This is a genomic window from Streptomyces sp. NPDC025793 (genome assembly GCF_055558375.1).
On sequence record NZ_JBVHMR010000008.1, the window covers coordinates 92,214 to 114,107 of the forward strand.

Sequence of the window (21,894 nt, forward strand, 5' to 3'; positions counted from 1 at the left end):
TATGAGGCGGTACGGACATTGCATCCGGGTTAACACGGAAGGACGGGAATGAAACGTCGGCTAACAGAATTCCCCCTCGACGACCGCGCCCGTGTCCCCGGTCCAGTCACCGTTGAGGTTGACCGCGACCGAGTGCCGTCCGTCCTCGCTCGTGGCCGCCTCGGACGCCGAGCCGTGGATGCCGCCGGTGTGGCCCCAGACGTGGACGCCGCAGGCCAGTTTGGTGTCCATGAGGCCGAGGCCGTAGCGGACGCCCGGGGCGATCCGGCTGTCGACGGTGGTCTTCATCTCCTTCAGCTGCCGGGACGGGAGGAGCCTTCCGCCGAGCAGGGCGCCGTAGAACCGGTCCAGGTCGGCGGAGTCGGAGATCATCTCGCCGGCGGAGGAGGCGATGGACGGGTTGAGCTCCGTGACGTCGTACGTGGGGCCGCTCGGGTTCGCGAACTTCGAGTACGCCCGGCTGCTCGGCCGCGGCAGGGTGGTCCTCGTGCCGGGCACGGAGGTCGCGGTCAGCCGCAGTGGCCGGATGATGCGGCGGTCGATCTCGGTGGCGTACGCGTGGCCGGTCACCTTCTCGATCACCATTCCGGCGAGAACGTAGTTGGTGCTGGAGTACTTCCAGGAGGTGCCCGGCTCGAAGTCCGGCCGGTGCCGCATCGCGATCGCCACCAGGTCGTGCGCGGTGACGGTGTCGTGGCGGTGCGCGTAGAAGCCGTCCGGGGTGAAGTAGGCGCGCTGGAAGTCGGTGTCGGCGAGGTAGTCGTGGAGGCCGCTGGTGTGGTTCAGCAGCCGTCGGACGGTGATGCGGCCGCCGTCGTTGCCGTTCCCGTGGACGAGGCCCGGCAGCCATGTCTCCACCGTGTCGTCCAGGGACAGCCGGCCCTCCGCCTCCAGTTGGAGCAGCACGGTGGCGACGAAGGTCTTGGTGATGCTGGCGACGCGGTAGCGGTCGGCCGCCGAGCGCGGCCTGCCCGTGCGCAGGTCGCCCACGCCGGCCGTGGTGGACCAGGTGCCGTGGGCGTCCCGCGCGGTGGCGGTCGCGCCGGGCACCCCGGCCGTGACGGCGGCCTCGACGGCCTTGCGGGTGGCGCTGTGCCCGCCACCCGCAGGGCCGTCACCCGCGAGGCCCTCGGCGGCGGACGCCGGAGCCGCCAGGGCGGCCGAGACGAGCAGGGCGGTGGCACCCAGCAGAGTCGTACGAACACGCATGTCTTCCCCCAGCATGTGATGAACGGTGCGGTCGGGGGATGAAACCGGTGCCGGATGCGTGAAGGTTGCTCAGCGTTGGGCCAGTTGGGTGATTTTCAGCTCTTCTTGAGCACCAGCTCGGTGTTCCGGTCCGCCGCGGTGCCGCCGAGGCTCGTGTCGGCGCCGGGGGCGTTGTGGGCCAGCTCGCGGTAGAGGGCGGCGAGGCCGGTCTGGGAGAGGTCGGTGAAGTCGGTGCGGTGCGGGGCGGCGGACTCGATCAGGGTGGTGAAGAGCGAGATCGTGCCGTCCTTGTTGTCGACCAGTTCGATGATCCGGGCGAGGTGGGGGAAGTCGATGTGGGAGGCGGTGGAGATCTCCCAGAAGGAGCGGGCGCCGGAGCCCTGGTGCGGGGTGATGACGTTCTTGTGGACGTGGCCGTTCACCCAGGCCAGGACGTTCGTGTGGGCGGAGAGCAGCGAGAGCACCTCGGCGCCGGTGTGCCTCCGCTCACCGGGGCGGGCCGGGTCGGGGCGGGTGTTGTTCATCGTCTTGCTGGTGTGGTGGCTGAAGACGACGGCGTGGGAGTCCTTGTTGTCCTTCAGCGTCCTGGCGAGCCAGTTCAGCTGGGCGGTGCCGACGGAGCCGTTGTAGTGGCCGCCGGCGTCGGTGGTGTCGAGGCTGATGCCGATGACGTCGGCGGAGATGCGGAAGGCGTAGTACTGGGTGCCGGCGTCGAGGTTGGCCGAGGAGTAGCCGTGACCGGCCGGGCCGAGCCCCTGGTGGGCGGGGTCGAGGTGGGCCCTGAGGTAGTCGGCCGGGGTGTACGGCGCCCGCCGCTCGTCCGGCGTGACCGAGCGCATGGAGCGGGCGTGGGCCTTGAGGAAGTCGCGGTAGCCGGTGCCCTTGGGGTCGGTGGCGTGGTTGATGCTGTCGAGCAGCTTCTTGGCGTCGGCGGCCGGTACGTCCATGAGCTTCTTGCCGCCGACGGCCGCCTCGGCGAGGTAGCGGTCGCCGTGGGAGCCGTAGGCGCCGAGCGGCAGGGTGTCGTGGTTGCCGACGGTGGAGTACCAGGGCAGGTTGAGGCCGGGGCTCTGCACCTCGCGGGTCGCGGCGGCCAGGAAGCCCTTCAGATGCGGGAAGCCGAGTGTCTTGTCGCGGTCGCGCAGGGGGGAGTCGGGCTGCCAGTACAGCTTCAGCCCGCTGTTCTGCACGCCCTCGTAGTGCCCCGGGTCACCGGTGGTCGGGGTGATGCGGCCGCCGCTCATCACCTTCATGTACCACTCCAGTTCGGAGTGGGCGTTGTTGTCGGTGTTGTCGCCGGTGGTCATCACGAAGTGCAGCGGGGCGCCGGTGACGGGGGCGCCGCGCAGGGCGTTGACCCGCTCGACGAGCGAGATGGCGCCGGGCACGGTGAGCAGCTCCTGCGGGCGCCAGGAGTGCGCGTCCGCCGCGCGCAGGAACTCCCAGCGCAGGGGGTGCTGGACGTCCATCAGGTGCAGGTCGGTGAACTGCACGAACGCGGCGAGCGTCGTACGGCTGCCCGCGCGGCCGGACTTGGGGGCGGCCAGCTCCTCGCGCACCACGCGCTGCCAGCCGGGGCCGTCGCCGAGGCGGCGGTAGGTGCCGCCGCTGCGCGGGGTGGCGACGGAGGCGAGGGTGGTGCCCTTGGTGTAGGGGGCGAGCGGGCCGGCCGTGGCCTGCCGGGAGTGGGCGACGGGCGCGTCGTCGCCGGTGGCGGCCGCGCTGTCGGTCGGGCGCAGGGCGTAGCCGACGCCCGCGGAGAGCGCGACCGCTCCGGCGGCGGCGAGGACGGAACGGCGATGGGCCCCCGGGCCGGAGGCCGTGGAGGTGGCGACAGAGCGTGTGCGCGACATGGCGCGATCTCCCCGGGTGCGAACGCGTCGGCGGTGGTCGCGGGCCGTCGCAGGCGCGAACACCCCGCTCGCACTGGATGCTTGGCACCGGGAATGGCCCGTGCGTGAACACGGCGGCAACGCGCGGCACCGATCACCGTACGTGGATCACGGGGCCTGCCCGCGGCCATGGAGTGGACGAGGAGCGGTTCGCGCCCGGCCGGGGGCCGGTCACTCTTCGTTCATCTGCCGGGGCAGGGGCTCTGTCTCGGGGCGTCCGTGGGGCGGGCGCTCGCGCCACAGCCCGAGGGCGATGTCGACGAGGGGTACGCGGTTGAGTCCGGGTACGGCGTCCAGGGGCTGCCAGGCGGCGAGGTCGGTGGATCCTCCGACCTCGTAGCGGAGTTCGCCGCCGGTGACCTCGCCGGCGTAGACGATCCGAAGTCCGTGGTGGTCCGTGCGCCGGCCGACGCGCGGACGGCCGACCAGCCGGAGGGAGTCGACGCCGAGGAGTTCGGTGACCCGGATCCGGTAGCCGGTCTCCTCGGTGACCTCACGGCGGACGGTGTCGTACGGATCCTCGCCGTGCTCCATGCCGCCGCCGGGCAGCACCCACTCGGGCCTGCCGTCGGGGCCCGGCGAGCGGGCGAGCAGGAGCTGTCCGTCGCGGACGCACACGGCGTAGGCCGCCACCCTCAAGTTCCGTCGCATACGCGGACGTTAGCGCGCGATGTCCGGATTCGCCGGTGAATACTCGGGGGCGGACCAGCGCAGCGGCAGCGCGCCCCGGGTCCATCGGGCTTCCGTGAGGGTGAAGCGGACGCTGCGCCCTCCGTCGGCCGTGAACGCGGTGTGCGCCTCGCCGGTGAGCTGGAGGGTGTCGCCGGTGGTCCAGTCGAGGAAGAGCAGCCCGGCGCGGGGGTCGGTGCGCAGGTTGCCGAGGGTGAGGAACATGGCGTTGCCGGGGTAGTCGGGCCAGGTGAGTTCGCGCGGTGAGGCGACCCGGACGAAGCCGGGGTTGCCGCCGCGGTGACTGACGTCGGCGCCGCCGTCGTGCACGGTGGCGAGGAAGAAGGTGTCGGCCCGCCGGACGAACTCACGCTGTTCCCCGGCCAGTTCGGCGAGGAGCAGCGGGGTGCCGGGCGCGCGTGCGGTGACCGTCTCGTACGACTGCCTGCGCTGGATGTACTTGGGGCAGTTCGAGAAGACCTGGTCCGCCTCGACGGCGAAGCCCCGCGCCGTGGGCCGCAGCCGGCCGTTCAGACGCATGCGGCGGCGGGTGCGGGGGTCGAGGGCGATGGTGCCGACGCGGGTGCCGGGGGTGCGCAGAGCCGAGGCGAGTGGCGGGTCCGGGCGGCCGGCCGGGGGCGGGTCCTGCGCGGTGACGACCGACATCTGCCGGGGGCCCGTCGCCCGGACGAACCCCGGCGTCCCCGTCAGCGCCGCCGTCCACACCCGCCCCGTCCCCGGGTCCGCCGCGCCGACGACGAGCAGGGGCTGGAGCTCCAGGAAGGCCGCCGCGACCGGCTTGATGTCCTGGCCGAGGGAGCGGCCGACGTGGTCGGCGCGGTCGCGGACGCCCAGCAGCTCCTGCACGGCCAGCGAGCCCGCGTGATAGGCACCCATGACTAGAAGAAACCGCAGGTCGGAGCGGCCTCGTACGGGGCGGGGGCGCCCTCGGGCCCGAGCGGTGCGGCGATCTCCACGCGGATGCCGTCCGGGTCGTGGAAGAAGATCCCGCCCGAGGCGCCGCCCTCCCGGTGGGCGACGACGCCCTCGTGCGCGAAGTCGGCACCGGCGGCCCGCAGCGCGGCCTCGTAGGCGCGGACCTGGTCGATCGTGTCCACACTGAGGGCCAGGTGGTGCAGCCCGGGCCGGCCGCTGTCGTACGACCCCTGCGCCTGCTGCCAGAGGGTGACGAGCGGAGGGCCGCCGCTCTCCCCCAGCAGCGCCCAGCGCCGGCCGTCCTCCTTGCCCTCTGCGAGCACGGCGAAGCCGAGGAGGTCGCGGTAGAGGGCGAGGGAGCGGTCGAGGTCGGTGACGTTCAGGCCGGTGTGCGCGAGGCGGGGGGCCATGACTGTTCTCCTTCGGGTTCGGTTCACCGAGATGGCTAACCTTCGTCATTCACGTTAGAAGGTTAGATGCGCGCGCGTCAACCGGTCACGTACGATTGAGCGGTTAGAGGAGAAGGAGAGTCCGATGCCCGCCGCCCCCGACCCCCGCCCGCTCACCGGCGAGCCCCTCGCCCTCGACCTGCTCAACACCCGGTGGAACCGGGAGGGCGAGACCCAGGACCTGCTCGACGCCCCCGAGGGGCTCGCGGTGTGGCTCGCGAGCAACGGGCTGGCCGGCGCGCACCCGGCCGACGCGGCCGCGCTGCGCCATCTGCGCGAGGCCCGCGAGGCGCTCACGGCCGCCGTGCACGGCTCGCCGGGGCAGGCGGCGCCGCTCGTGGACGCCGTCCTCGCGCACGGCCGGATCCGGGCCCGGCTGACCGCCGAGGGCCCCGCCGAGGAGCCCGAGTTCGCCGACCCGGCATGGGGCCCGGCCTGGCTCGCCGCCCGCAACTACCTGGAGCTTCTCACCCGGGCCCCGGAGCGGATCCGCACGTGCGCCGGCGGCAGCTGCATCCTGCACTTCTTCGACACGTCCCGGAACGGCACCCGCCGCTGGTGCTCGATGGCCGCGTGCGGCAACCGCGCGAAGGCGTCCCGGCACTACGCGCGCTCGAAGGAGAGCTGACCCACCCTCGTCGGCGCCGTACCGTCCCGCTACCGGCCCGATGCCGTACGGCTACCGTCCCGCCCGGGAGGGCTCGCCCGACGGGCAGGTGAGGTGCCGCGAGGCGGGCAGCGACGCGGTGATCCAGGCCCGGTCGACGGCCACGCGGGCGTCTCCGACGGCCCACAGGTGCGCACTCCCCTCGCCCGCGAGGACCGTGACGAGCACGTGCTGCCCCGCGCGCGGGGCCGGCCGCGCGCCGCCGTCCAGCAGGAAGGCGACCTCGGCCGGGCCATGGGCGGGCTTGTAGAAGCGGGTCCCGGTGAGCGCGACCCGCTTCCGGGAGGATGCCTTCTCCGGCGTCACCCGGGCCACGGTGCCCTCCACCACCAGCCGGGAGCAGGCGAGTTCGCGCCCCGGGTCGGCCGGCGTCCTGGCGCCGGAAGCCGTACTGGCGCCGCCGGCCGTACCGCTGCCGTGCGTCACCAGCCAGCCGAATCCGGCGACCAGCGCGAAGGCCGCGGCACCGGCGAGCGAGCCGAGCACGAGGCGCCGCGCCCGGCGGCGGCCGGGGCGGGCAGGCCGGGCGAGGCGTCGGCCGGGGTACGGCGGCCGCACCGACCGTACGGGACGCACCAGACGTACCGGGCCTACCGGACGCGCGACGGCCGCCCTCCCCTTCTCCCCTTCCACCTCCGCCTCTCCGGCCAACGCCTCGCCCAGCCAGGCGAGTTGCTCCCTCAGTACGGCCACGTCGGCCTCGGCCGCGCGGTGCTCGGCGACGAAGGCGGGATCCCGGCGGGCGTCCTCCGGCAGCGGCTCCCCGGTGACGGCGGCCATCAGCGCGTCCATGCCGTCGTACTCCCGGCCGCTCCCGGCATCCCGGCCGCTCCCGGCATCCCGGCCGCTCCCGCCGCCGGCCGCGCCCGGCGTACCCCCGTGCTCGGCGGTCATCTCACACCACCCCGTCCCCGCGGTTCCCGTAGTCCTCGTGCAGCCGGTCGCGCAGGGCGCGGACCGCCGTGTGCAGCCTGCTCTTGACCGTGCCCTCCGGAATGCCCAGTTCCCCGGCGATGTCCCGCACGGGCAGGTCGGCGAAGAAGCGCAGCACGAGCACCTGCCGCTGGGCGGCGGGCAGTTCGTCGAGGCCCCGGGCCACGGCGAGGGAGAGCAGGCTGGTCTCCTCGCCGGAGGGATGCGCGGGTGCGCGCAGCGCGGCCAGCCGCTCGCCCAGCCGGTCCTGGCGCCGCCTGGCCCGGTGCCAGTCCATGGCGAGCCGGGAGGCGACGACCGCCGCCCACGCCGACACGTCCCGCGGCGCTTCCCGACCGCTCGCGGTCCGCTCCAGCAGCCGCAACCGGACCTGCTGCACCCCGTCCGGCAGATCCGACTGCGGCACCCCGCCGAGCGAGAGCACCGCCCGCACCCGGCGTTCCTGGGCCGCGTCCAGAGGATCGCCCTGATCGTCCCCGTGGACACGGCGGGCCTTTCCGCGCAGCACCGGCCACCCCCCTCACCGCGTTTCCTCTACGACGCGGCTGCGCACGGAAACGTTCGACCGGGTTTCCGGAATGCGCGTCGAGGCGTACGTCACACCGGCGCACGGAGCTGTACGGCTTGCGGCGAAGAGGTGCCGTTGGGTGAATTCCTCCAGCTCGGAAGGGGTGCGGCGGGAGTTCCGCAACCGTCCGTCGTGCTCCGGTGTCCCAGTACTCGGGCATGACACGCAAAGAATTGGACAGGCGGACCGGGGTCGGCCGCATGATGGAAAAGCCGCGTACACGCAGAGAACACCTAGAGGGAGTCGCCGTGAGGGTCGGAATCGTCGGAGCCACCGGTCAGGTCGGCACGGTCATGCGCAGGATCCTCGTGGAGCGGAACTTCCCGGTCACGCAGCTGCGCCTGTTCGCCTCGGCCCGCTCGGCGGGGACCGTGCTGGACGGTGTCACGGTGGAGGACGCGGCGACCGCCGACTACGCCGGCCTCGACATCGTGCTCTTCTCGGCCGGCGGCGCGACCTCCAAGGCGCTCGCCGGGAAGGTCGCCTCCCAGGGCGCCGTCGTGATCGACAACTCCTCGGCCTGGCGCAAGGACCCCGAGGTCCCGCTGGTCGTCTCCGAGGTGAACCCGCACGCGGTCGCCGACCGCCCCAAGGGCATCATCGCCAACCCGAACTGCACCACGATGGCCGCGATGCCGGTCCTGAAGCCGCTGCACGAGGCGGCCGGCCTTCAGGCGCTCGTCGTCGCCACCTACCAGGCGGTGTCCGGCTCGGGCCTCGCGGGCGTGGCCGAACTGCACGGCCAGGCGCAGAAGGTCGTCGCCGACGCCGACAAGCTCACCCACGACGGTGCGGCGGTCGACTTCCCCGAACCGCAGGTCTACAAGCGGCCGATCGCCTTCAATGTGCTTCCGCTGGCGGGCTCGATCGTCGACGACGGTCTGAACGAGACCGACGAGGAGCAGAAGCTGCGCAACGAGTCCCGCAAGATCCTGGAGATCCCCGAGCTGAAGGTCTCCGGCACCTGCGTGCGCGTCCCGGTCTTCTCCGGCCACTCCCTCCAGGTCAACGCCCGCTTCGCCCGCCCGCTCCCGCCGGAGCGCGCGACCGAGCTGCTCGCCGCGGCCCCGGGCGTCGCCCTCTCCGACATCCCGACCCCGCTCCAGGCGGCCGGCCAGGACCCGTCGTACGTCGGCCGCATCCGCCGCGACGAGACGGTGGACAACGGCCTCGCGCTGTTCATCTCCAACGACAACCTCCGCAAGGGCGCCGCACTGAACGCGGTCCAGATCGCGGAACTGGTGGCGGCGGAGCTGTCCGCCGAGTAAGGCACCCGGCACGGCGCAGGGGCGGTCACTCACGCGTGGCCGCCCCTGCCGTCCGCCCGTCCGGTGCGAGGGCCGCCAGCCCCGCGAGGACGGCGCCCGTGACCAGGACGGCGGTCAGCCCCGGCCCGTCCGCGAGTCGCCCGCCCGCGAACGCGCCCAACGCGATGGCGGCGTTGAACACCCCGGCGAACAGGGCGGACACCGCCTCCGGAGCCTCGGGTACGGCCGCCGACAGGGCACGCTGCGCGGACACGGACACACCGCCGTAGGCCAGTCCCCACAGCAGGAGCAGCGCACCCGACGCGGCCGTGGAGGCGGCGGCCGGAACCAGGAACAGGACGACGGCGCCGAGGGCGCCGGAGATCAGCCGCAGCGCACGGCGCGGATCGCGGGCCGCGAGCGCACCGCCCGCGAAGTTCCCGGCGACGCCCGCGAGTCCGTAGCCCAGCAGCAGAGCGCTGACCAGGCCCGGTCCGGTGCCCGGCGTCCGCTGCAGCACGGGGCGGACGTAGGTGTAGGCGGCGAAGTGCCCGGTGACCAGCAGCACGACGGTGACCAGCAGCCACCTGACCCGCGCGACGCGCAGCAGCCGGGGGAACGCGCCGAGGCGGACGGTGTCCTCGGCGGGCAGCGGCGGCAGGACGGCGGCCAGCCGGGCCGCCACCACCAGCGCGAGACCGGCCATCGCCGCGAACGCCCACCGCCAGCCCGCCGCCGCCCCGAGCAGGGTCCCCGCGGGCACCCCGAACACCGAGGCGACCGCGATCCCGCTGAACACGACGGCGGTGGCCCGCCCGGCACCCGGCCCCGGCACCAGCCGTGCGCCGAGCCCCGCGGCCACCGCCCACACGCCGCCGATGCACACCCCGACCAGCAGCCGGGCGGCGAGCAGCACGGGGAAGGCGGGGGCGAGCGCCGCGAGCAGGTTGGCGGCGGCGAGCAGGAGCAGCAGCGCGCACAGCACCGTACGCCGGTCGGCGCGGCGCACGGCGACCGGCAGCAGCGGGGCGGCGACGGCGGCGACGAGGCCGGGCAGAGTGAGGGCGAGGCCTGCGGTGCCGACGGAGACGTGCAGCGTGCGGGCGAGCGAGGTGAGCAGTCCTACCGGGAGCATCTCCGTGGTGACGACGCCGAAGGTGGCGGCGGCGAGCGTGCACACGCCCGTCCAGGAACCGGTGCTGGATGCGGTGAGCTGCGTGGAAGCCATGCCCGAGAGCCTTTTACGAGCCCGGTCCGGGAACAACGGCGAAGCCCTCACCCTTGCATGAGCGGGAGTGATCGATGCCGGGGAGGCTGCGTGTCCGGGCTGGAAATGCGGGAGTTGGAGTGCTTTCTCGTGCTCGCCGAGGAGCTGCACTTCGGCCGGGCCGGTGAGCGGCTGTTCGTCTCCCAGAGCCGGGTGAGCCAGTTGCTGGCCGCGCTCGAACGCCGGGTCGGCGCCCGGCTGGTGCACCGCTCCAGCCGCCGGGTGGCCCTGACCCCGCTCGGCGAACGCTTCCTGGAGCGGCTGCGTCCGGCGTACGACGATCTGCACGCGGCGGTCGCGGACGCCCGGGCGGTGGCCCGGGGCGGGGCCGGACCGCTGCGGCCGGGCTTCCAGGGCACGGCGTACGCGCAGTTGCTGGAGGCGGTCGCGGCCTTCGAGGCGGCGGACCCGGCCTGCGGCGTCGACCTGGTGGAGGTCCCGTACGCGGATCCGTTCGGAGCGCTGCGGCGCGGTGCGGTGGACGCGGCCGTGGTGCTCCTGCCGGTCGAGGAACCCGACCTGGTCCTCGGCCCGGTCTTCTCCCGCCAGCGCCACACACTGGCCGTCTCCCGGCACCACCGCTTCGCCGCCCGGGACCGGATCGCCGCGGCGGACCTCACGACCGAGCCACTGATCGGCGCTGCGTCACCGGCTCCCGCCTACTGGCGCGCCGCCCGCGCACCCGGTCCACTGCCCGGCCCCGCCGCCACCACCCTGCAGGAGGCCCTCTCCCTGGCCGCCGCCGGCCGCGGCGCGCTGCTGCTCTGCCGTCCCACCGCCGCCCACCACCACCGCGACGACATCGCCTACGTCCCCGTGGACGGCCTGCCCGACTCCGAGCTGGGCCTGGTCTGGCACCGGGACGCGGAGACGGAGACGGTCCGCGCGTTCGCGCGGGTGCTGAGGGCCATGGCCTCGGTGCGCGAGGATCGCTGACCCCGGGATGACGCGAAGGCGCCCGGCACGGGGCCGGGCGCCCTCACTCGGTGTACCAGGTGTACTACTTGCCCGCCGCCGCGTCCGCCGCCTGGGCCTTCAGGGCGCGCTCGACGCCCGAGCGGGACTCGGAGACGAGGCGGCGCAGGGCCGCGTTCGGCTCGGCCGCGGAGAGCCAGGTGTCCGTCTTGGCCAGGGTCTGCTCGGAGACCTGGACCGACGGGTACAGGCCGATGGCGATCTGCTGGGCGATCTCGTGCGAGCGGGAGTCCCAGACGCCCTTGAGGACCTCGAAGTACCGGTCCGTGTACGGCGCCAGCAGCTCGCGCTGGTCGGTCTGCACGAAGCCGCCGATCACGGCCTCCTGCACGGCGTTCGGCAGCTTGTCGGAGTCGACGACCGAAGCCCAGGCCTCCGCCTTCGCCTCCGGCGTCGGGCGGGCGGCGCGGGCCGTCGCCGCGTGCCGCTCACCGGCCGCGGTCCGGTCCCGCTCGTACTCCGCCGCGATCTCCGCCTCCTCGAAGCGGCCGACCGCGGCGAGCCGCTGCACGAACGCCCAGCGCAGCTCGGTGTCCACGGCCAGGCCCTCGATGGTGTGGGTGCCCTCCAGCAGACTCTCCAGCAGGTCCAGTTGCTCCGGCGTGCGGGCCGTCGCCGCGAAGGCACGGGCCCAGGCCAGCTGGTGGTCGCTCGCGGGCTCGGCCGCGCGCAGGTGGGCCAGGGTCGCGTCGGTCCAGCGGGTCAGCAGGGACTCGCGGGCGGCCGGGTCGGCGTACAGGTCGATGGCGAGCTTGACCTGGCGGTGCAGCGACTGCACGACGCCGATGTCGGACTCCTTGCCGATGCCCGACAGGACGAGGGAGAGGTAGTCGCGGGCGGGCAGTTCCGCGTCCCGCGTCATGTCCCAGGCCGACGCCCAGCACAGCGCGCGCGGCAGGGAGGCGTCGAAGTCGCCGAGGTGCTCGGTGACGAACGCCAGCGACTCCTCGTCCAGGCGGACCTTGGCGTACGACAGGTCGTCGTCGTTGAGCAGCACGACCGCCGGGCGGCGCGTGCCGCTCAGCTGCGGTACGGCCGTCAGCTCGCCGTCGACGTCCAGCTCGACGCGCTCGGTACGCACGAGCTTGCCACTCGCGGCGTCGAGGTCGTAGAGGCCGATCGCGATGCGGTGCGGGCGCAGCACCGGCTCGCCCTTGGCGCCGGCGGGCAGCGCCGGGGCCTCCTGGCGCACGGCGAAGGAGGTGATGACACCGTCGGCGTCGGTGGCGATCTCCGGGCGCAGGACGTTGATGCCCGCCGTCTCCAGCCACTTCTTCGACCAGGTCTTCAGGTCCCGGCCGGAGGTCTCCTCCAGGGCGCCGAGCAGGTCGGACAGGCGCGTGTTGCCGAACGCGTGGCGCTTGAAGTAGGCCTGCACGCCCTTGAAGAACTCGTCCTCGCCGACGTACGCGACGAGCTGCTTCAGCACGCTCGCGCCCTTGGCGTACGTGATGCCGTCGAAGTTGACGAGCACGTCGTCCAGGTCGCTGATGTCCGCCATGATCGGGTGCGTGGACGGCAGTTGGTCCTGCCGGTACGCCCAGGTCTTCATGGAGTTGGCGAACGTGGTCCACGAGTGCGGCCAGCGCGAGCCGGGGGCTGCGGCCTGGCAGGCGATGGAGGTGTAGGTGGCGAACGACTCGTTCAGCCACAGGTCGTTCCACCACTCCATGGTGACGAGGTCGCCGAACCACATGTGGGCCAGCTCGTGCAGGATCGTCTCGGCCCGCATCTCGTACGCCGCGTCGGTCACCTTGGACCGGAAGACGTACTGGTCGCGGATGGTGACGGCACCGGCGTTCTCCATCGCGCCCGCGTTGAACTCCGGCACGAACAGCTGGTCGTACTTGGCGAAGGGGTACGCGCAGTCGAACTTCTCCTGGAACCAGTCGAAGCCCTGCCGGGTCACCTCGAAGACGGCGTCCGAGTCGAGGAACTCGGCGAGCGAGGGACGGCAGTAGATGCCGAGCGGCACGGACCGGCCGTCCTTCTCGTACACGCTGTGCACGGAGTGGTACGGGCCGACGATCAGCGCGGTGATGTACGACGAGATGCGCGGCGTCGGCTCGAAGATCCAGACGTTGCCCTTCGGCTCGGGCGTCGGCGAGTTCGAGACGACCGTCCAGCCCTCGGGCGCCCGCACCGTGAACTGAAAGGCTGCCTTCAGGTCCGGCTGCTCGAAGGAGGCGAAGACCCGGCGGGCGTCCGGCACCTCGAACTGGGTGTAGAGGTACGCCTGCTCGTCGACGGGGTCGACGAAGCGGTGGAGCCCCTCGCCGGTGTTGGTGTACGCGCAGTCGGCGACCACGCGGAGCCAGTTGCGGCCCTCCAGCAGCCCCGGCAGCGCGATCCGCGAGTCCGCGAAGACCTCGGCGGGGTCGAGCGCGTCACCGTTCAGGGTCACCTCGTGGACGGTGGGCGCCACCAGGTCGATGAAGGACTCGGCACCGCCGCGGGCGACGTCGAAGCGCACCGTGGTCACGGACCGGTAGGTGCCGCCCTCCTGCGCGCCGGAGAGGTCGAGATCGATCTCGTACGCGTCAACGGTGAGCAGCTCGGCCCGCGCTTGCGCCTCTTCGCGAGTCAGGTTTGTGCCAGGCACGCGGTCATCTCCTCGTTATGTGTCGGTTGCGTCATCCTTCCATGGGATCCACACGGAACGCGATGTCCGCATCCCGCCGGTGACCGCGGCGGCCGGAACGGACGCTTGGGGCATGACGACGACAACGGCACACACGGCACGTCCGATCACCCCCGAGGTCCTGCGGTCCCTGCGGGTCACCGACGACGCGGGCCGCCCCGTGGTCCCCTTCACCGACGCCGAGGGCGGCGCCCCGCTGCGCTGCTGCCTGCGCAGGAGCGCCCCCGGCGAGCGGATCGCCCTGGTCTCGTACGCCCCGCTGCGCCGCTGGGCGGCCGAGACCGGCGCCCGCCCCGGCGCCTACGACGAACAGGGCCCGGTCTTCGTCCACGCCGAGGACTGCGCGGGCCCGGCCGGCCCCGCCGCCCTGCCCTTCGCCAACGCCCCCCGCGTGCTGCGCCGCTACTCCCGCGAGGGCCGTATCCTCGGCGGCCGCCTGGTGACCGCCGGCTTCCCGGACGCCCTCGCGGAGGCCTTCGCCGATCCGGAGGTGGCACTGGTGCATGTGCGGGCCGTGGAGTACGGCTGCTTTCTGTACGAGGTGCGGCGGGGCCGGTGACCGATCACGCGCGCCCTGATCGGGTTTCGGGGCCCCGAATGGCCGGGCCCCGAATGGCGTCCCCGATGAGCGCCGCGGCGGACGGCGGCCTAGCCTCCGAGATGAGCGCAATGTGGATCTTCTGATGGTGCGCTCCATTCAGCCCGAGGAGGCAGAAATGCGCCTGATATCCAAGCTCGCCGTTGCGGCCGCCGTCATCACCGGTGTCGGTGTGATGGGTGCCGGCCCCGCCCTTGCCCAGCCCGCGGTGCAGATGCACGGTGGCGGTGGATGCCGAACGCACAACCAGAATATCGACATTCTGGGTGAGGTGGGCATCCTCAACGGGCTGGCCGGCAACCTGCTCAACGGCGAGGGAAGCCCCGGCGGGCAGGACACCGACATGGGTACCGACTGCGATCGCTGACAGTCCGTCCGGCCGTCGGTGAACCGTATGTGTTGGTCTCCGAGTGGATGCAGAAGGCCTCGTACCGTGACCGGTGCGGGGCCTTCGCGTCGGGCGGCGCCGCGGCGACGGAGGCCGTCAGAGCCCGCCCGCCGCCACCGCGCCTTTCAGGGCCTCCAGTACGCGGCTCACCGCCCGCCCCGACTCGCCGCCCCTGCGGACCGCCGCCGTGACATGCCGGACCGGACCGTCCGGGCCGAGGTCCCGCAGCACCACCCCGTCCCGCCGGCCCGCGGCCATCCGGGGGACCAGCGCCACGCCCATGCCCGCCTCGACCATGGCGAGGATCGCGGTCCAGCCGGAGGCGGAGTGGCCCTGGTGGGGGCTGAAGCCGGCCGCTTCACAGGCCCGGCGGGTGATGTCCGACCAGGGGCCGCTGCCGCCGAAGATCCACGGTTCGGCGGACAGGTCGGTCAGGGTCGGGGCGGGGGCCGACGCCAGAGGGTGATCGGGGGGCAGGGCCACGTCCAACGGGTCGGCCAGCAGCGGGACTTGGGTGAGGCGGGGGTCGGCCGCGCTCGGGGCCTCGGCCGCCAGGGACAGGGCGAGGTCGACGTCACCGGCGGTCAGCAGGTCGTAGGCCTCGGCCGCCTCCGTCTCCCGCACGCGGACGCTCACCCCGGGGTGGGTGTCCCGCAGGGCTCTCACGGCCGGTACGACCAGGGCGGGCACCGACGTGGCGAAGGCGCCCACCCGGACCTCCCCCGCCTCCCCCTCGGCGTACGCCGCCAACGCCGCCTCGGCGCGCTCCAGTTGCTCGAAGACCGGTTCCGTCTGCGCCAGCACCAGCCGGGCCCCGTCGGTGAGCCGCACTCGGCGGCCGCGCGCCTCCAGCAGGGGCACACCGAGCTGCCGGGCGAGATTGGTGAGCTGCTGGGAGACCGCGGAGGGGGTCATGTGCAGGGCCTCGGCCGCCGCGGTCACCGTCCCGCGCTCCCGCAGGGCACGCAGGATCTGCAGCTTGCGGATGTCCCACTCGACCATGCGCGCACGCTACACGCCGCTCCGCGGCGCACCTCGGCGCACGGCATCCGGCGCCGCCGTCACCGCCGGGAACCGGCGCCCAGGACGACTCCGCCCAGGATCAGCGCCATCGACAGCAGTTGCGGCCATCCGGTCGTCTCGCCGAGCAGCGCCCAGGACAGCAGGGCCACGCAGATCGGCTGAAGGTAGTAGACGATGCCCGCGCGGGTCGCGCCGATCAGGGTGATGGCCTTGTTCCAGGCGAAGAAGGCCACGGCCGAGGAGGCCACGCCCACGTAGAGGAGCGGCAGGACCGTGCCGGGGGTCGGGGTGAAGCCGCCCTGGACGGCGACGCTCGCCGCCTGGACGGGCAGGAGCAGGAGGGCGCCGATGACGAACGTCGTGAACAGGAAGGCGGTGCCGCCGAGTTCGGCGGGCTTGCGACGCAGCAGCGCGCTGTAGCCCGCGAAGCAGCAGGCGGCCGCGATCATCCACAGGTCGCCCGCCGAGAACCGCGCGGCGCCGCCCACGAGCAGGGCCACGCCCGCGCAGGCGATCAGCAGCCCGGTGGCGCGCCGCGCGCCGAGCCGTACGCCGCCCAGCCGTTCGAAGACCGCCATGAGCACCGGCGAGGCGGCCATGATCATGCCCATCGTGGCGGCCGGGGTGGTCAGTCCGGCCTGGTTGACGAGGGTGTTGTAGACGGCCACGCCGAGCAGCGAGGTGAGGAGCACGTAGCGGGCGTGGCGGCGGAACAGGGCCCGCCCGCGCCAGGCCTGCCGGGCGCCGAACGGTGCCACGGCGAGCAGGGCGATCGCCCAGCGCCAGAAGGCGTGCTGGATCGGCGGGACGCTGTCGTGCAGACCCCGGGAGGCGACGAAGCTGCCGGACCAGACGACCGTCGCGAGGGCGGCGCAGACGAGGCCGAGGACCGGGGCGGTGGAGGCGGAGGTCGTGGGGGTTTGGGTCCGGGGGAGGACGGCGGTCACGGGGGTCCTTTCGGCGAGGCGGCAGCGGGTCCGTGCCTCTACCGTCGCAAGGAGCGACCTGTCAGGTCCATCGAAACTTTACGACCGTTCTTTTCAGCAGAACTGAACGGTTGACGAGGACCGCCGGTGTGCGCCCGCTAGCCGCCGACGTACGCGGCGACCGCCGCCCGTGTCCGCTCCGGGTCGGCGCCGTCCGCCGCCCAGGCCGCGTAGCCGTCGGGGCGCACCAGCACGGTCGTACGGCGGTCGCTCGCCCAGTGGGCCACGGTGAGCCGGCCCGTGCGGTCCGGGTCCGCCGCGCCGGGCTCCGGGGCGATCAGGACGAACCGGCCGCCGCGCAGGGCCTCGTAGAGGCGGCCGCCGCCGGCCAGGGCGACGTCCGGGACCCGGGTGCCGGTGAGGCGGTGGGCGCCGCGGGGTGCGGGGTAGCGGTAGCCGAGGCCGGTGACCTGGGCGGCGAGGGCGCGCCGGGCGGGGCCCACGGCGTTCAGGAACAGGGTGAGCACGGAGCGCGCCGCGCGCGTCCAGGGGCGCTTGGCCATCGCCAGGCGGATGATCCCGCCGCTGCTGCGCAGCACCGCCCTGCCGACCGGGTGCCGTTCGGCCTGGTAGGTGTCGAGCAGCGCGGGGTCCGCGTGCCCGGCGACGACCGCGGCCAGCTTCCAGCTCAGGTTGGCCGCGTCCTGGAGCCCGGTGTTCATGCCCTGGCCGCCGGCCGGGGTGTGCACGTGCGCGGCGTCGCCGGCCAGGAAGACCCGGCCCACCCGGTAGGCGGGCGCCTGCCGTTCGTCGCTGTGGAAGCGGGACATCCAGCGGGCGTCGTGCATCCCGAAGTCCCGGCCGAGGGCGAGCCGGGTGATCTCCTTGACCTCGGCCAGGTCGACGGGCTCGTGGTCGGGGAGGTCGCGGCCGCGGTGCCAGCCGATCACCCGGTAGTAGCCGTCGCCGAAGGGCGCGAGGAAGGCGAAGGCGTCGCCCACGGCGTGCACCGTGAGCAGGGTCGGCGGCTCCTCGGCGAGCCGGACGTCGGCGAGGACGACGGACCGGAGCACCGACCTGCCCGGGAACGGCAGCCCGACCGCCTGCCGTACGGCACTGCGCATCCCGTCGGCGCCGACGACGTACGCGGCCCGGACCGTCTCGGTGCGTCCGTCGGGCCCGCGCGCCTCGACGGTGACCCCGTCCGCGTCCTGGGCGAGCCCGGTCACCTCGGTGTCGTGCCGGAACTCCGCTCCCGCCTCGACGGCCCGCTCCGCCAGGACCTTCTCGATCTCGTACTGCGGGAGGACGAGGAGGTGCCGGAAGCGGGAGGGGAGGGCGCCGAGGTCGAGGTCGAGCCGGCCGAAGGCGAGGAGGTGGTCGAGGGGCCGGCCCATGGCCTCCAGGTCGTCGGCGAGCCCGCGGGCGTCGAACTGTTCGAGGGTGCGGGCGTGCAGGACGAAGGCGCGGGAGAGGTTGCTGATCTTGTGGGGGCGCTTTTCGAGGACGGTGACCGGGACGCCGGCGGCGGCGAGATCACCGGCGAGCAGCAGCCCGGTGGGGCCGGAGCCGACGATGACGACGTGTCCAGTGGTGCCGTTCATGGTGGCCTCCTGGGGCGACAACACCTGTTGGCCAACATCTGTAGGCCAACACTTGTAGGCAACGGTAGGACCGCGCCACGGGGCGCGTCAACACTTGTTGGCCCACGAGTGTTGGCCTACGCTCGTCGGCATGAACGGCAGCGCACAGAAGAACCAGGACGCGACGCGGGCCACGGGCGGCCCGGCGCGGCGCTCCGACGCCACGCGGTCCGCCATCCTCGACGCCGCCCGCGAGCGGTTCGCCACCGACGGCTACGAGCGGGCCACCATCCGGGCCATCGCCAAGGACGCGCGGATCGACCCGTCGATGGTGATGCGGTACTTCGGCAGCAAGGAGGGGCTGTTCGCGGCGGCCGTCACGCTGAATCTGCGGCTGCCCGACCTGGGGCGGGTGCCGCGGGACGAGGTGGGCAGGACGCTGGTCGGCCACTTCCTCGACCTGTGGGAGAAGAACGAGGAACTGACAGCGGTCCTCAGGGTCGGCGCCACCAATCAGGCCGGCGCCGAACGGATGCAGACCGTCTTCCGGGAACAGCTGCTGCCGGTGGCCCGCCAGGCGTGCCCCGACCCCGAGCAGTTCCAGGCGCGGGCCGCGCTGTGCGCCGCGCAGTTGCTCGGGCTGGCCTTCACCCGCTATGTCCTGCGCCTGCCGCCGGCCGTCGAGCTGACCCGCGCGGAGCTGCTGGCGTGGCTCGGGCCGACCGTGCAGCGGTATCTGACGGCGCCGAACCCCTGAGCAGGGCCCGGCGGGCCGCGATCAGGCGTGCGCCGGGGTCTGCGCGCAGGCGGGACACGGCTCGGCGGCCGCCTCCGGCCGACGCCCCGAGAGCACCGGCTCCGGCTCCGGCTCCGGCTCCGGCTCCGGCTCCGGCAACGCCACCGGTCGAGCGGCCGCGGAGTCCAGGCCGAACATGGCCTGCTCGTCCGGGCTGCCGGGGGCTGCCTGGTAGACCACCATCCGCTGGCCGCCCGTCCGGGCCAGTCGCATGACCTCATACGTCAGGGTCATCGGGCCGGCCTTCGGATGCCGGAAGGTCTTCTGTCCGCCGCCGCGTTCACAGACGTCGTACCGTTCCCACAGCCGCGCGAACTCGGCTGACTTCAGCACCAGTTCGCCGACCAGCGCGGTCAGCTCGGGATCGTCCGGGTCGGCCCCCGCGACCGCCCGCAGGTGCGCCACCGACAGGGCGACGGTTTCCTCCCACGGCTCGTAGAGCGTCCGGCCCACGGGGTGGAGGAAGAGGTAGCGGGTCAGGTTGCGCTGGTCCTCCGGCCAGTCCCAGAGCCCGGGCAGCAGCCGCCGGCCGGGCGGGTTCGCGGCCAGCACGCGGTTGTAGCGGCTCACGACGTAGGCCGGCAGCGGGCGCACCGATTCCAGCATGCGCAGTACCGAGTCGCGGACGGTGTGGTCCGGGCAGACGGGCAGCTCCGAGACCCGGCCCGCGGCCAGCTCCGCGAGCTCGTGCAGGCGCTCGTAACCGTCGCCGCGCAGCCGCAGAGCGCGTCCGAGGGCGTCCACGACGGCGGGGGAAGGGTTGGTCTCCCGGCCGCGCTCCAGGCGGATGTAGTAGTCGACGCTCACCCCGGCCAGCGCGGCCAGCTCCTCCCGGCGCAGTCCGGGAGTGCGGCGCACGCCCGCGCCGGCCGGAAGGCCGACCTCCTCCGGGCGCACCTGCGCCCTGCGGGCCTTCAGATACCTGCCCAGCTCAGTGCCCCGGGTGTCCGCTGATGCTGCTGCCATCCGGCCATTGTCGCAGGCGGGCCGGGAACGTGGGGGGCCGTGTCAGGGCCTGGAACGCGGCACCCCCGGCACGACGCGGTCTGCCGGACGGCCGTGCGCGCAGCCACAGTTGGACCCGGAGCGGGCGGCCCGGCCGCCGGGGCCCAGGGGGTGCACGACACCGGACCGCGGCCCCGGCGGGCCGCCGCCGCCCGCCCCGTCACCACGGACAAGCCGTCAACCACCCGCAGATCAAAGGGAGTCACTGTGACCACCACCCCGCCCCGGTCCACCGCCACCGCTCACGGGCCCGCCCCCGAGGCATCGGCGCTCACGGTCCGGCGACGCCGGCCGGACCGGGCTCGACCAGCCGCGCCCGCCGCGCCACCGGGCGGTGCCCCGGCCGCGCCCCGGAGGAGCGGTCTCGCGCTGGTCGCCTCGCTGCTCGGGTTCACCGTGATCACCATCGACGTCTCGGCCGTGAACATCGCCCTGCCCGCGATCCGGAACTCCTTCAGCGGCGGGATGGCCGGGCTGCAGTGGGTGGTGGACGCGTACACCCTGATGTTCGCGGCCCTGATGCTGTCCGCCGGCGCCCTCGCCGACCGCACCGGCGCCCGCCGCGCCTATGCCTGGGGCGTCGCCCTGTTCACCCTCGCCTCGCTCGGCTGCGCGCTCGCGCCCGGCATCGGCGCGCTCGTCGGCGCGCGTGTGGCGCAGGGCGCCGCCGCCGCGGTCGTGATGCCGGCCTCGCTGTCGCTGATCCGGCAGGCGTACGACGACGTCCGGGCGCGCGCCCGCGCCATCGCGCTGTGGACGGTCGGCGGCTCGGTGGCGATGGCCGCGGGCCCGGTGCTGGGCGGGCTGCTCACCGACTCGGCAGGCTGGCGGGCGGTGTTCCTGCTCAACCTCCCGGTGGGCGCGGTGATCCTGGGTCTGCTGGTCCGGGTGCCGCGCTCCCCGCGCCGGCCCGCCGCGCTGGACGGCGGCGGGCAGCTCACCGCCGTACTGGCTCTGGCCGGGCTGGCCTTCGCGGTGATCGAGGGCGGCCACCGGGGCTGGACCAGCGGCCCCGTCCTGGCCGCCGCCGCGCTCGCCGTCGTCTCCGGTTACGCCTTCTACGCGACAGAGACCCGACACCGCCAGCCCATGGTCCCCCTCGGCATGCTGAGGAACCGCCGGGTGGCCGTCCCGCTCGCGGTCGGTTTCGCCGTCAACGCCGCCTTCTACGGCGGGATCTTCCTGCTCGGGCTGTACTACCAGCAGTTGCGCGGGATGTCGGGAACGGCGGCCGGGCTGATGTTCGTCCCGATGTCGGCGGTGGTGACGGCGACCAACCTGGTCTCGCCGCGCATGGCGGAGCGGATCGGGCGGCGTCCGGTGATCGTCACCGGTCAGCTGGTCTTCAGCGCGGCGATGCTGGCCATGCTGCCGCTGGCCGTGCACACCCCGGTGTGGCTGGTCCTGGTCCTGCTGCTGCCGCTGAGCATCGGCGGGGCGCTCGCGGTGCCCGCGCTGACCGCGCTGCTGATGGACGCGGTGCCCCGGGAACGCGCGGGGACGGCGTCGGGGCTGCTCAACTCCTTCCGCCAGACCGGCGGTGCGCTCGCCGTCGCCCTCTTCGGCAGCCTGCTCTCCGGCCCCGGCGGCGACTTCTCCCTCCCCGGCATGCGCGTCGGCCTCCTCGCCGTCGCCGCGCTCCTCCTCTGCACCGCCGCCCTCTCCCGCCTCCTGCTGCCGCGTGGCTGAGCGCCGGGGGTTCGCGGCGACAAGAACGCCGGGGGCGCCGCCCCCACCCGGACACGGCGATGCGCGCGTACGGCGGGAAGGCGGGCGCCCCCGGCGGAAGAACCGGTGTGCGGTCAGGCCTTGGCGTCGGCCCCGGACTTCACGGCGGTGTCGGACGACGGCTTGACGGTCCGGATCTTGGACTTGTCGAGCGCCATCACCAGGCCGGCGATGACGGCGAACAGGGCCAGCGGGATCAGCACGTAGAGGCCCAGCGTCTGGACGACGCTCAGGCCCTTGCCGGGGTCGTCACCGTCGTCGCGGGTCAGCGCGAGCGCGGGGGACGACATGAGCAGCATCATCAGCGTCGTACCGGAGGCCAGGGCGCCGGCGCGCAGGGCGTTCTTCTTGTCCACGTTCTCAAGTTAGCGAATCACCCGTGGCGGCGCGCGTC

21 protein-coding genes are annotated in these 21,894 nt (G+C 73.7%); 7 read left to right on the forward strand and 14 right to left on the reverse strand.

What is annotated here, in order from left to right:
- Positions 1–60: 60 nt before the first annotated feature.
- The 5 genes from ACZ4MF_RS17795 to ACZ4MF_RS17815 form a co-directional block, all read right to left on the reverse strand.
- Positions 61–1,224 (reverse strand): serine hydrolase domain-containing protein, encoded by a 1,164-nt coding sequence (locus ACZ4MF_RS17795; protein ID WP_467492904.1) that lies wholly within the window; start codon positions 1,222–1,224, stop codon positions 61–63.
- An 80-nt stretch (positions 1,225–1,304) separates the two neighbouring features.
- The gene (locus ACZ4MF_RS17800; RefSeq protein WP_467492905.1) at positions 1,305–3,062 is read right to left on the reverse strand and encodes a TIGR03767 family metallophosphoesterase; all 1,758 of its coding nucleotides are present in this window, start codon (positions 3,060–3,062) and stop codon (positions 1,305–1,307) included.
- Positions 3,063–3,272: 210 nt separating this feature from the next.
- The gene (locus ACZ4MF_RS17805) at positions 3,273–3,752 is read right to left on the reverse strand and encodes an NUDIX hydrolase (protein WP_467492906.1); all 480 of its coding nucleotides are present in this window, start codon (positions 3,750–3,752) and stop codon (positions 3,273–3,275) included.
- A 9-nt stretch (positions 3,753–3,761) separates the two neighbouring features.
- Positions 3,762–4,667, reverse strand: a complete 906-nt coding sequence (locus ACZ4MF_RS17810; RefSeq protein WP_467492907.1) for a pyridoxamine 5'-phosphate oxidase family protein — start codon at positions 4,665–4,667, stop codon at positions 3,762–3,764.
- Positions 4,668–4,669: 2 nt separating this feature from the next.
- Positions 4,670–5,116 carry a VOC family protein gene (locus ACZ4MF_RS17815; protein WP_467492908.1) on the reverse strand — a complete coding sequence of 149 codons (447 nt, stop codon included), beginning with the start codon at positions 5,114–5,116 and terminating at the stop codon, positions 4,670–4,672.
- A 124-nt stretch (positions 5,117–5,240) separates the two neighbouring features.
- On the opposite strand from ACZ4MF_RS17815, the gene ACZ4MF_RS17820 reads away from it, so the two are divergent.
- A complete protein-coding gene (locus tag ACZ4MF_RS17820) occupies positions 5,241–5,783 on the forward strand; it encodes a CGNR zinc finger domain-containing protein (RefSeq protein ID WP_467492909.1) in 543 nt (180 codons plus the stop codon).
- Positions 5,784–5,834: 51 nt separating this feature from the next.
- Here ACZ4MF_RS17820 and ACZ4MF_RS17825 read toward each other — a convergent pair whose 3' ends face one another.
- Together ACZ4MF_RS17825 and ACZ4MF_RS17830 are read right to left on the reverse strand one after the other, a co-directional pair.
- The gene (locus ACZ4MF_RS17825) at positions 5,835–6,716 is read right to left on the reverse strand and encodes a hypothetical protein (RefSeq protein ID WP_467492910.1); all 882 of its coding nucleotides are present in this window, start codon (positions 6,714–6,716) and stop codon (positions 5,835–5,837) included.
- 1 nt (position 6,717) lies between these two features.
- Complete coding sequence (locus tag ACZ4MF_RS17830) at positions 6,718–7,263, reverse strand: RNA polymerase sigma factor (RefSeq protein ID WP_467492911.1); 546 nt, start codon at positions 7,261–7,263, stop codon at positions 6,718–6,720.
- A 308-nt stretch (positions 7,264–7,571) separates the two neighbouring features.
- On the opposite strand from ACZ4MF_RS17830, the gene ACZ4MF_RS17835 reads away from it, so the two are divergent.
- Entirely contained in the window at positions 7,572–8,591 is a 1,020-nt protein-coding gene (locus ACZ4MF_RS17835) for an aspartate-semialdehyde dehydrogenase (protein ID WP_467492912.1), read from the forward strand.
- Positions 8,592–8,616: 25 nt separating this feature from the next.
- On the opposite strand, the gene ACZ4MF_RS17840 is transcribed toward ACZ4MF_RS17835, so the two are convergent.
- Positions 8,617–9,798 (reverse strand): MFS transporter, encoded by a 1,182-nt coding sequence (locus ACZ4MF_RS17840; RefSeq protein WP_467492913.1) that lies wholly within the window; start codon positions 9,796–9,798, stop codon positions 8,617–8,619.
- A 90-nt stretch (positions 9,799–9,888) separates the two neighbouring features.
- On the opposite strand from ACZ4MF_RS17840, the gene ACZ4MF_RS17845 reads away from it, so the two are divergent.
- Positions 9,889–10,773 carry a LysR family transcriptional regulator gene (locus ACZ4MF_RS17845; protein WP_467492914.1) on the forward strand — a complete coding sequence of 295 codons (885 nt, stop codon included), beginning with the start codon at positions 9,889–9,891 and terminating at the stop codon, positions 10,771–10,773.
- Between the two features lie 64 nt (positions 10,774–10,837).
- Here the strand turns inward: ACZ4MF_RS17845 and pepN are convergent, their stop codons facing one another.
- The gene (gene pepN / locus ACZ4MF_RS17850; protein WP_467492915.1) at positions 10,838–13,414 is read right to left on the reverse strand and encodes an aminopeptidase N; all 2,577 of its coding nucleotides are present in this window, start codon (positions 13,412–13,414) and stop codon (positions 10,838–10,840) included.
- Between the two features lie 112 nt (positions 13,415–13,526).
- Between pepN and ACZ4MF_RS17855 the strand changes: the two genes are divergently transcribed.
- Both ACZ4MF_RS17855 and ACZ4MF_RS17860 read left to right on the forward strand, forming a co-directional pair.
- A complete protein-coding gene (locus ACZ4MF_RS17855) occupies positions 13,527–14,012 on the forward strand; it encodes a DUF1203 domain-containing protein (RefSeq protein WP_467492916.1) in 486 nt (161 codons plus the stop codon).
- 112 nt (positions 14,013–14,124) lie between these two features.
- Positions 14,125–14,418: a hypothetical protein gene (locus tag ACZ4MF_RS17860; protein WP_467492917.1), complete on the forward strand. Its 294-nt coding sequence runs from the start codon at positions 14,125–14,127 to the stop codon at positions 14,416–14,418.
- 117 nt (positions 14,419–14,535) lie between these two features.
- On the opposite strand, the gene ACZ4MF_RS17865 is transcribed toward ACZ4MF_RS17860, so the two are convergent.
- The 3 genes from ACZ4MF_RS17865 to ACZ4MF_RS17875 all read right to left on the reverse strand — a co-directional run bounded on the left by ACZ4MF_RS17865 (position 14,536) and on the right by ACZ4MF_RS17875 (position 17,992).
- A complete protein-coding gene (locus tag ACZ4MF_RS17865; protein WP_467492918.1) occupies positions 14,536–15,441 on the reverse strand; it encodes a LysR family transcriptional regulator in 906 nt (301 codons plus the stop codon).
- A 59-nt stretch (positions 15,442–15,500) separates the two neighbouring features.
- Complete coding sequence (locus ACZ4MF_RS17870) at positions 15,501–16,409, reverse strand: DMT family transporter (RefSeq protein ID WP_467492919.1); 909 nt, start codon at positions 16,407–16,409, stop codon at positions 15,501–15,503.
- Between the two features lie 137 nt (positions 16,410–16,546).
- On the reverse strand, positions 16,547–17,992 hold the full coding sequence (locus tag ACZ4MF_RS17875) for an FAD-dependent monooxygenase (protein ID WP_467492920.1): 1,446 nt from the start codon (positions 17,990–17,992) through the stop codon (positions 16,547–16,549).
- 130 nt (positions 17,993–18,122) lie between these two features.
- On the opposite strand from ACZ4MF_RS17875, the gene ACZ4MF_RS17880 reads away from it, so the two are divergent.
- Positions 18,123–18,728, forward strand: coding sequence for a TetR/AcrR family transcriptional regulator (locus ACZ4MF_RS17880; protein WP_467492921.1), 606 nt, complete (start codon positions 18,123–18,125; stop codon positions 18,726–18,728).
- 21 nt (positions 18,729–18,749) lie between these two features.
- Here ACZ4MF_RS17880 and ACZ4MF_RS17885 read toward each other — a convergent pair whose 3' ends face one another.
- Positions 18,750–19,733, reverse strand: coding sequence for a helix-turn-helix domain-containing protein (locus ACZ4MF_RS17885; RefSeq protein ID WP_467492922.1), 984 nt, complete (start codon positions 19,731–19,733; stop codon positions 18,750–18,752).
- 246 nt (positions 19,734–19,979) lie between these two features.
- On the opposite strand from ACZ4MF_RS17885, the gene ACZ4MF_RS17890 reads away from it, so the two are divergent.
- A complete protein-coding gene (locus ACZ4MF_RS17890) occupies positions 19,980–21,461 on the forward strand; it encodes an MFS transporter (protein WP_467492923.1) in 1,482 nt (493 codons plus the stop codon).
- Positions 21,462–21,574: 113 nt separating this feature from the next.
- Here ACZ4MF_RS17890 and ACZ4MF_RS17895 read toward each other — a convergent pair whose 3' ends face one another.
- The gene (locus ACZ4MF_RS17895; protein ID WP_467492924.1) at positions 21,575–21,856 is read right to left on the reverse strand and encodes a hypothetical protein; all 282 of its coding nucleotides are present in this window, start codon (positions 21,854–21,856) and stop codon (positions 21,575–21,577) included.
- Positions 21,857–21,894: the final 38 nt, after the last annotated feature.

What these genes read in the sequence shown, in the direction of transcription:
- ACZ4MF_RS17795 (WP_467492904.1), bottom strand. Translation starts at nt 1,224, where the DNA reads ATGCTGGGGGAAGACATGCGTGTTCGTACGACTCTGCTGGGTGCCACC.
- ACZ4MF_RS17800 (WP_467492905.1), bottom strand. Translation starts at nt 3,062, where the DNA reads ATGTCGCGCACACGCTCTGTCGCCACCTCCACGGCCTCCGGCCCGGGG.
- ACZ4MF_RS17805 (WP_467492906.1), bottom strand. Translation starts at nt 3,752, where the DNA reads ATGCGACGGAACTTGAGGGTGGCGGCCTACGCCGTGTGCGTCCGCGAC.
- ACZ4MF_RS17810 (WP_467492907.1), bottom strand. Translation starts at nt 4,667, where the DNA reads ATGGGTGCCTATCACGCGGGCTCGCTGGCCGTGCAGGAGCTGCTGGGC.
- ACZ4MF_RS17815 (WP_467492908.1), bottom strand. Translation starts at nt 5,116, where the DNA reads ATGGCCCCCCGCCTCGCGCACACCGGCCTGAACGTCACCGACCTCGAC.
- ACZ4MF_RS17820 (WP_467492909.1), top strand. Translation starts at nt 5,241, where the DNA reads ATGCCCGCCGCCCCCGACCCCCGCCCGCTCACCGGCGAGCCCCTCGCC.
- ACZ4MF_RS17825 (WP_467492910.1), bottom strand. Translation starts at nt 6,716, where the DNA reads ATGACCGCCGAGCACGGGGGTACGCCGGGCGCGGCCGGCGGCGGGAGC.
- ACZ4MF_RS17840 (WP_467492913.1), bottom strand. Translation starts at nt 9,798, where the DNA reads ATGGCTTCCACGCAGCTCACCGCATCCAGCACCGGTTCCTGGACGGGC.
- ACZ4MF_RS17855 (WP_467492916.1), top strand. Translation starts at nt 13,527, where the DNA reads ATGACGACGACAACGGCACACACGGCACGTCCGATCACCCCCGAGGTC.
- ACZ4MF_RS17865 (WP_467492918.1), bottom strand. Translation starts at nt 15,441, where the DNA reads ATGGTCGAGTGGGACATCCGCAAGCTGCAGATCCTGCGTGCCCTGCGG.
- ACZ4MF_RS17875 (WP_467492920.1), bottom strand. Translation starts at nt 17,992, where the DNA reads ATGAACGGCACCACTGGACACGTCGTCATCGTCGGCTCCGGCCCCACC.
- ACZ4MF_RS17880 (WP_467492921.1), top strand. Translation starts at nt 18,123, where the DNA reads ATGAACGGCAGCGCACAGAAGAACCAGGACGCGACGCGGGCCACGGGC.
- ACZ4MF_RS17885 (WP_467492922.1), bottom strand. Translation starts at nt 19,733, where the DNA reads ATGGCAGCAGCATCAGCGGACACCCGGGGCACTGAGCTGGGCAGGTAT.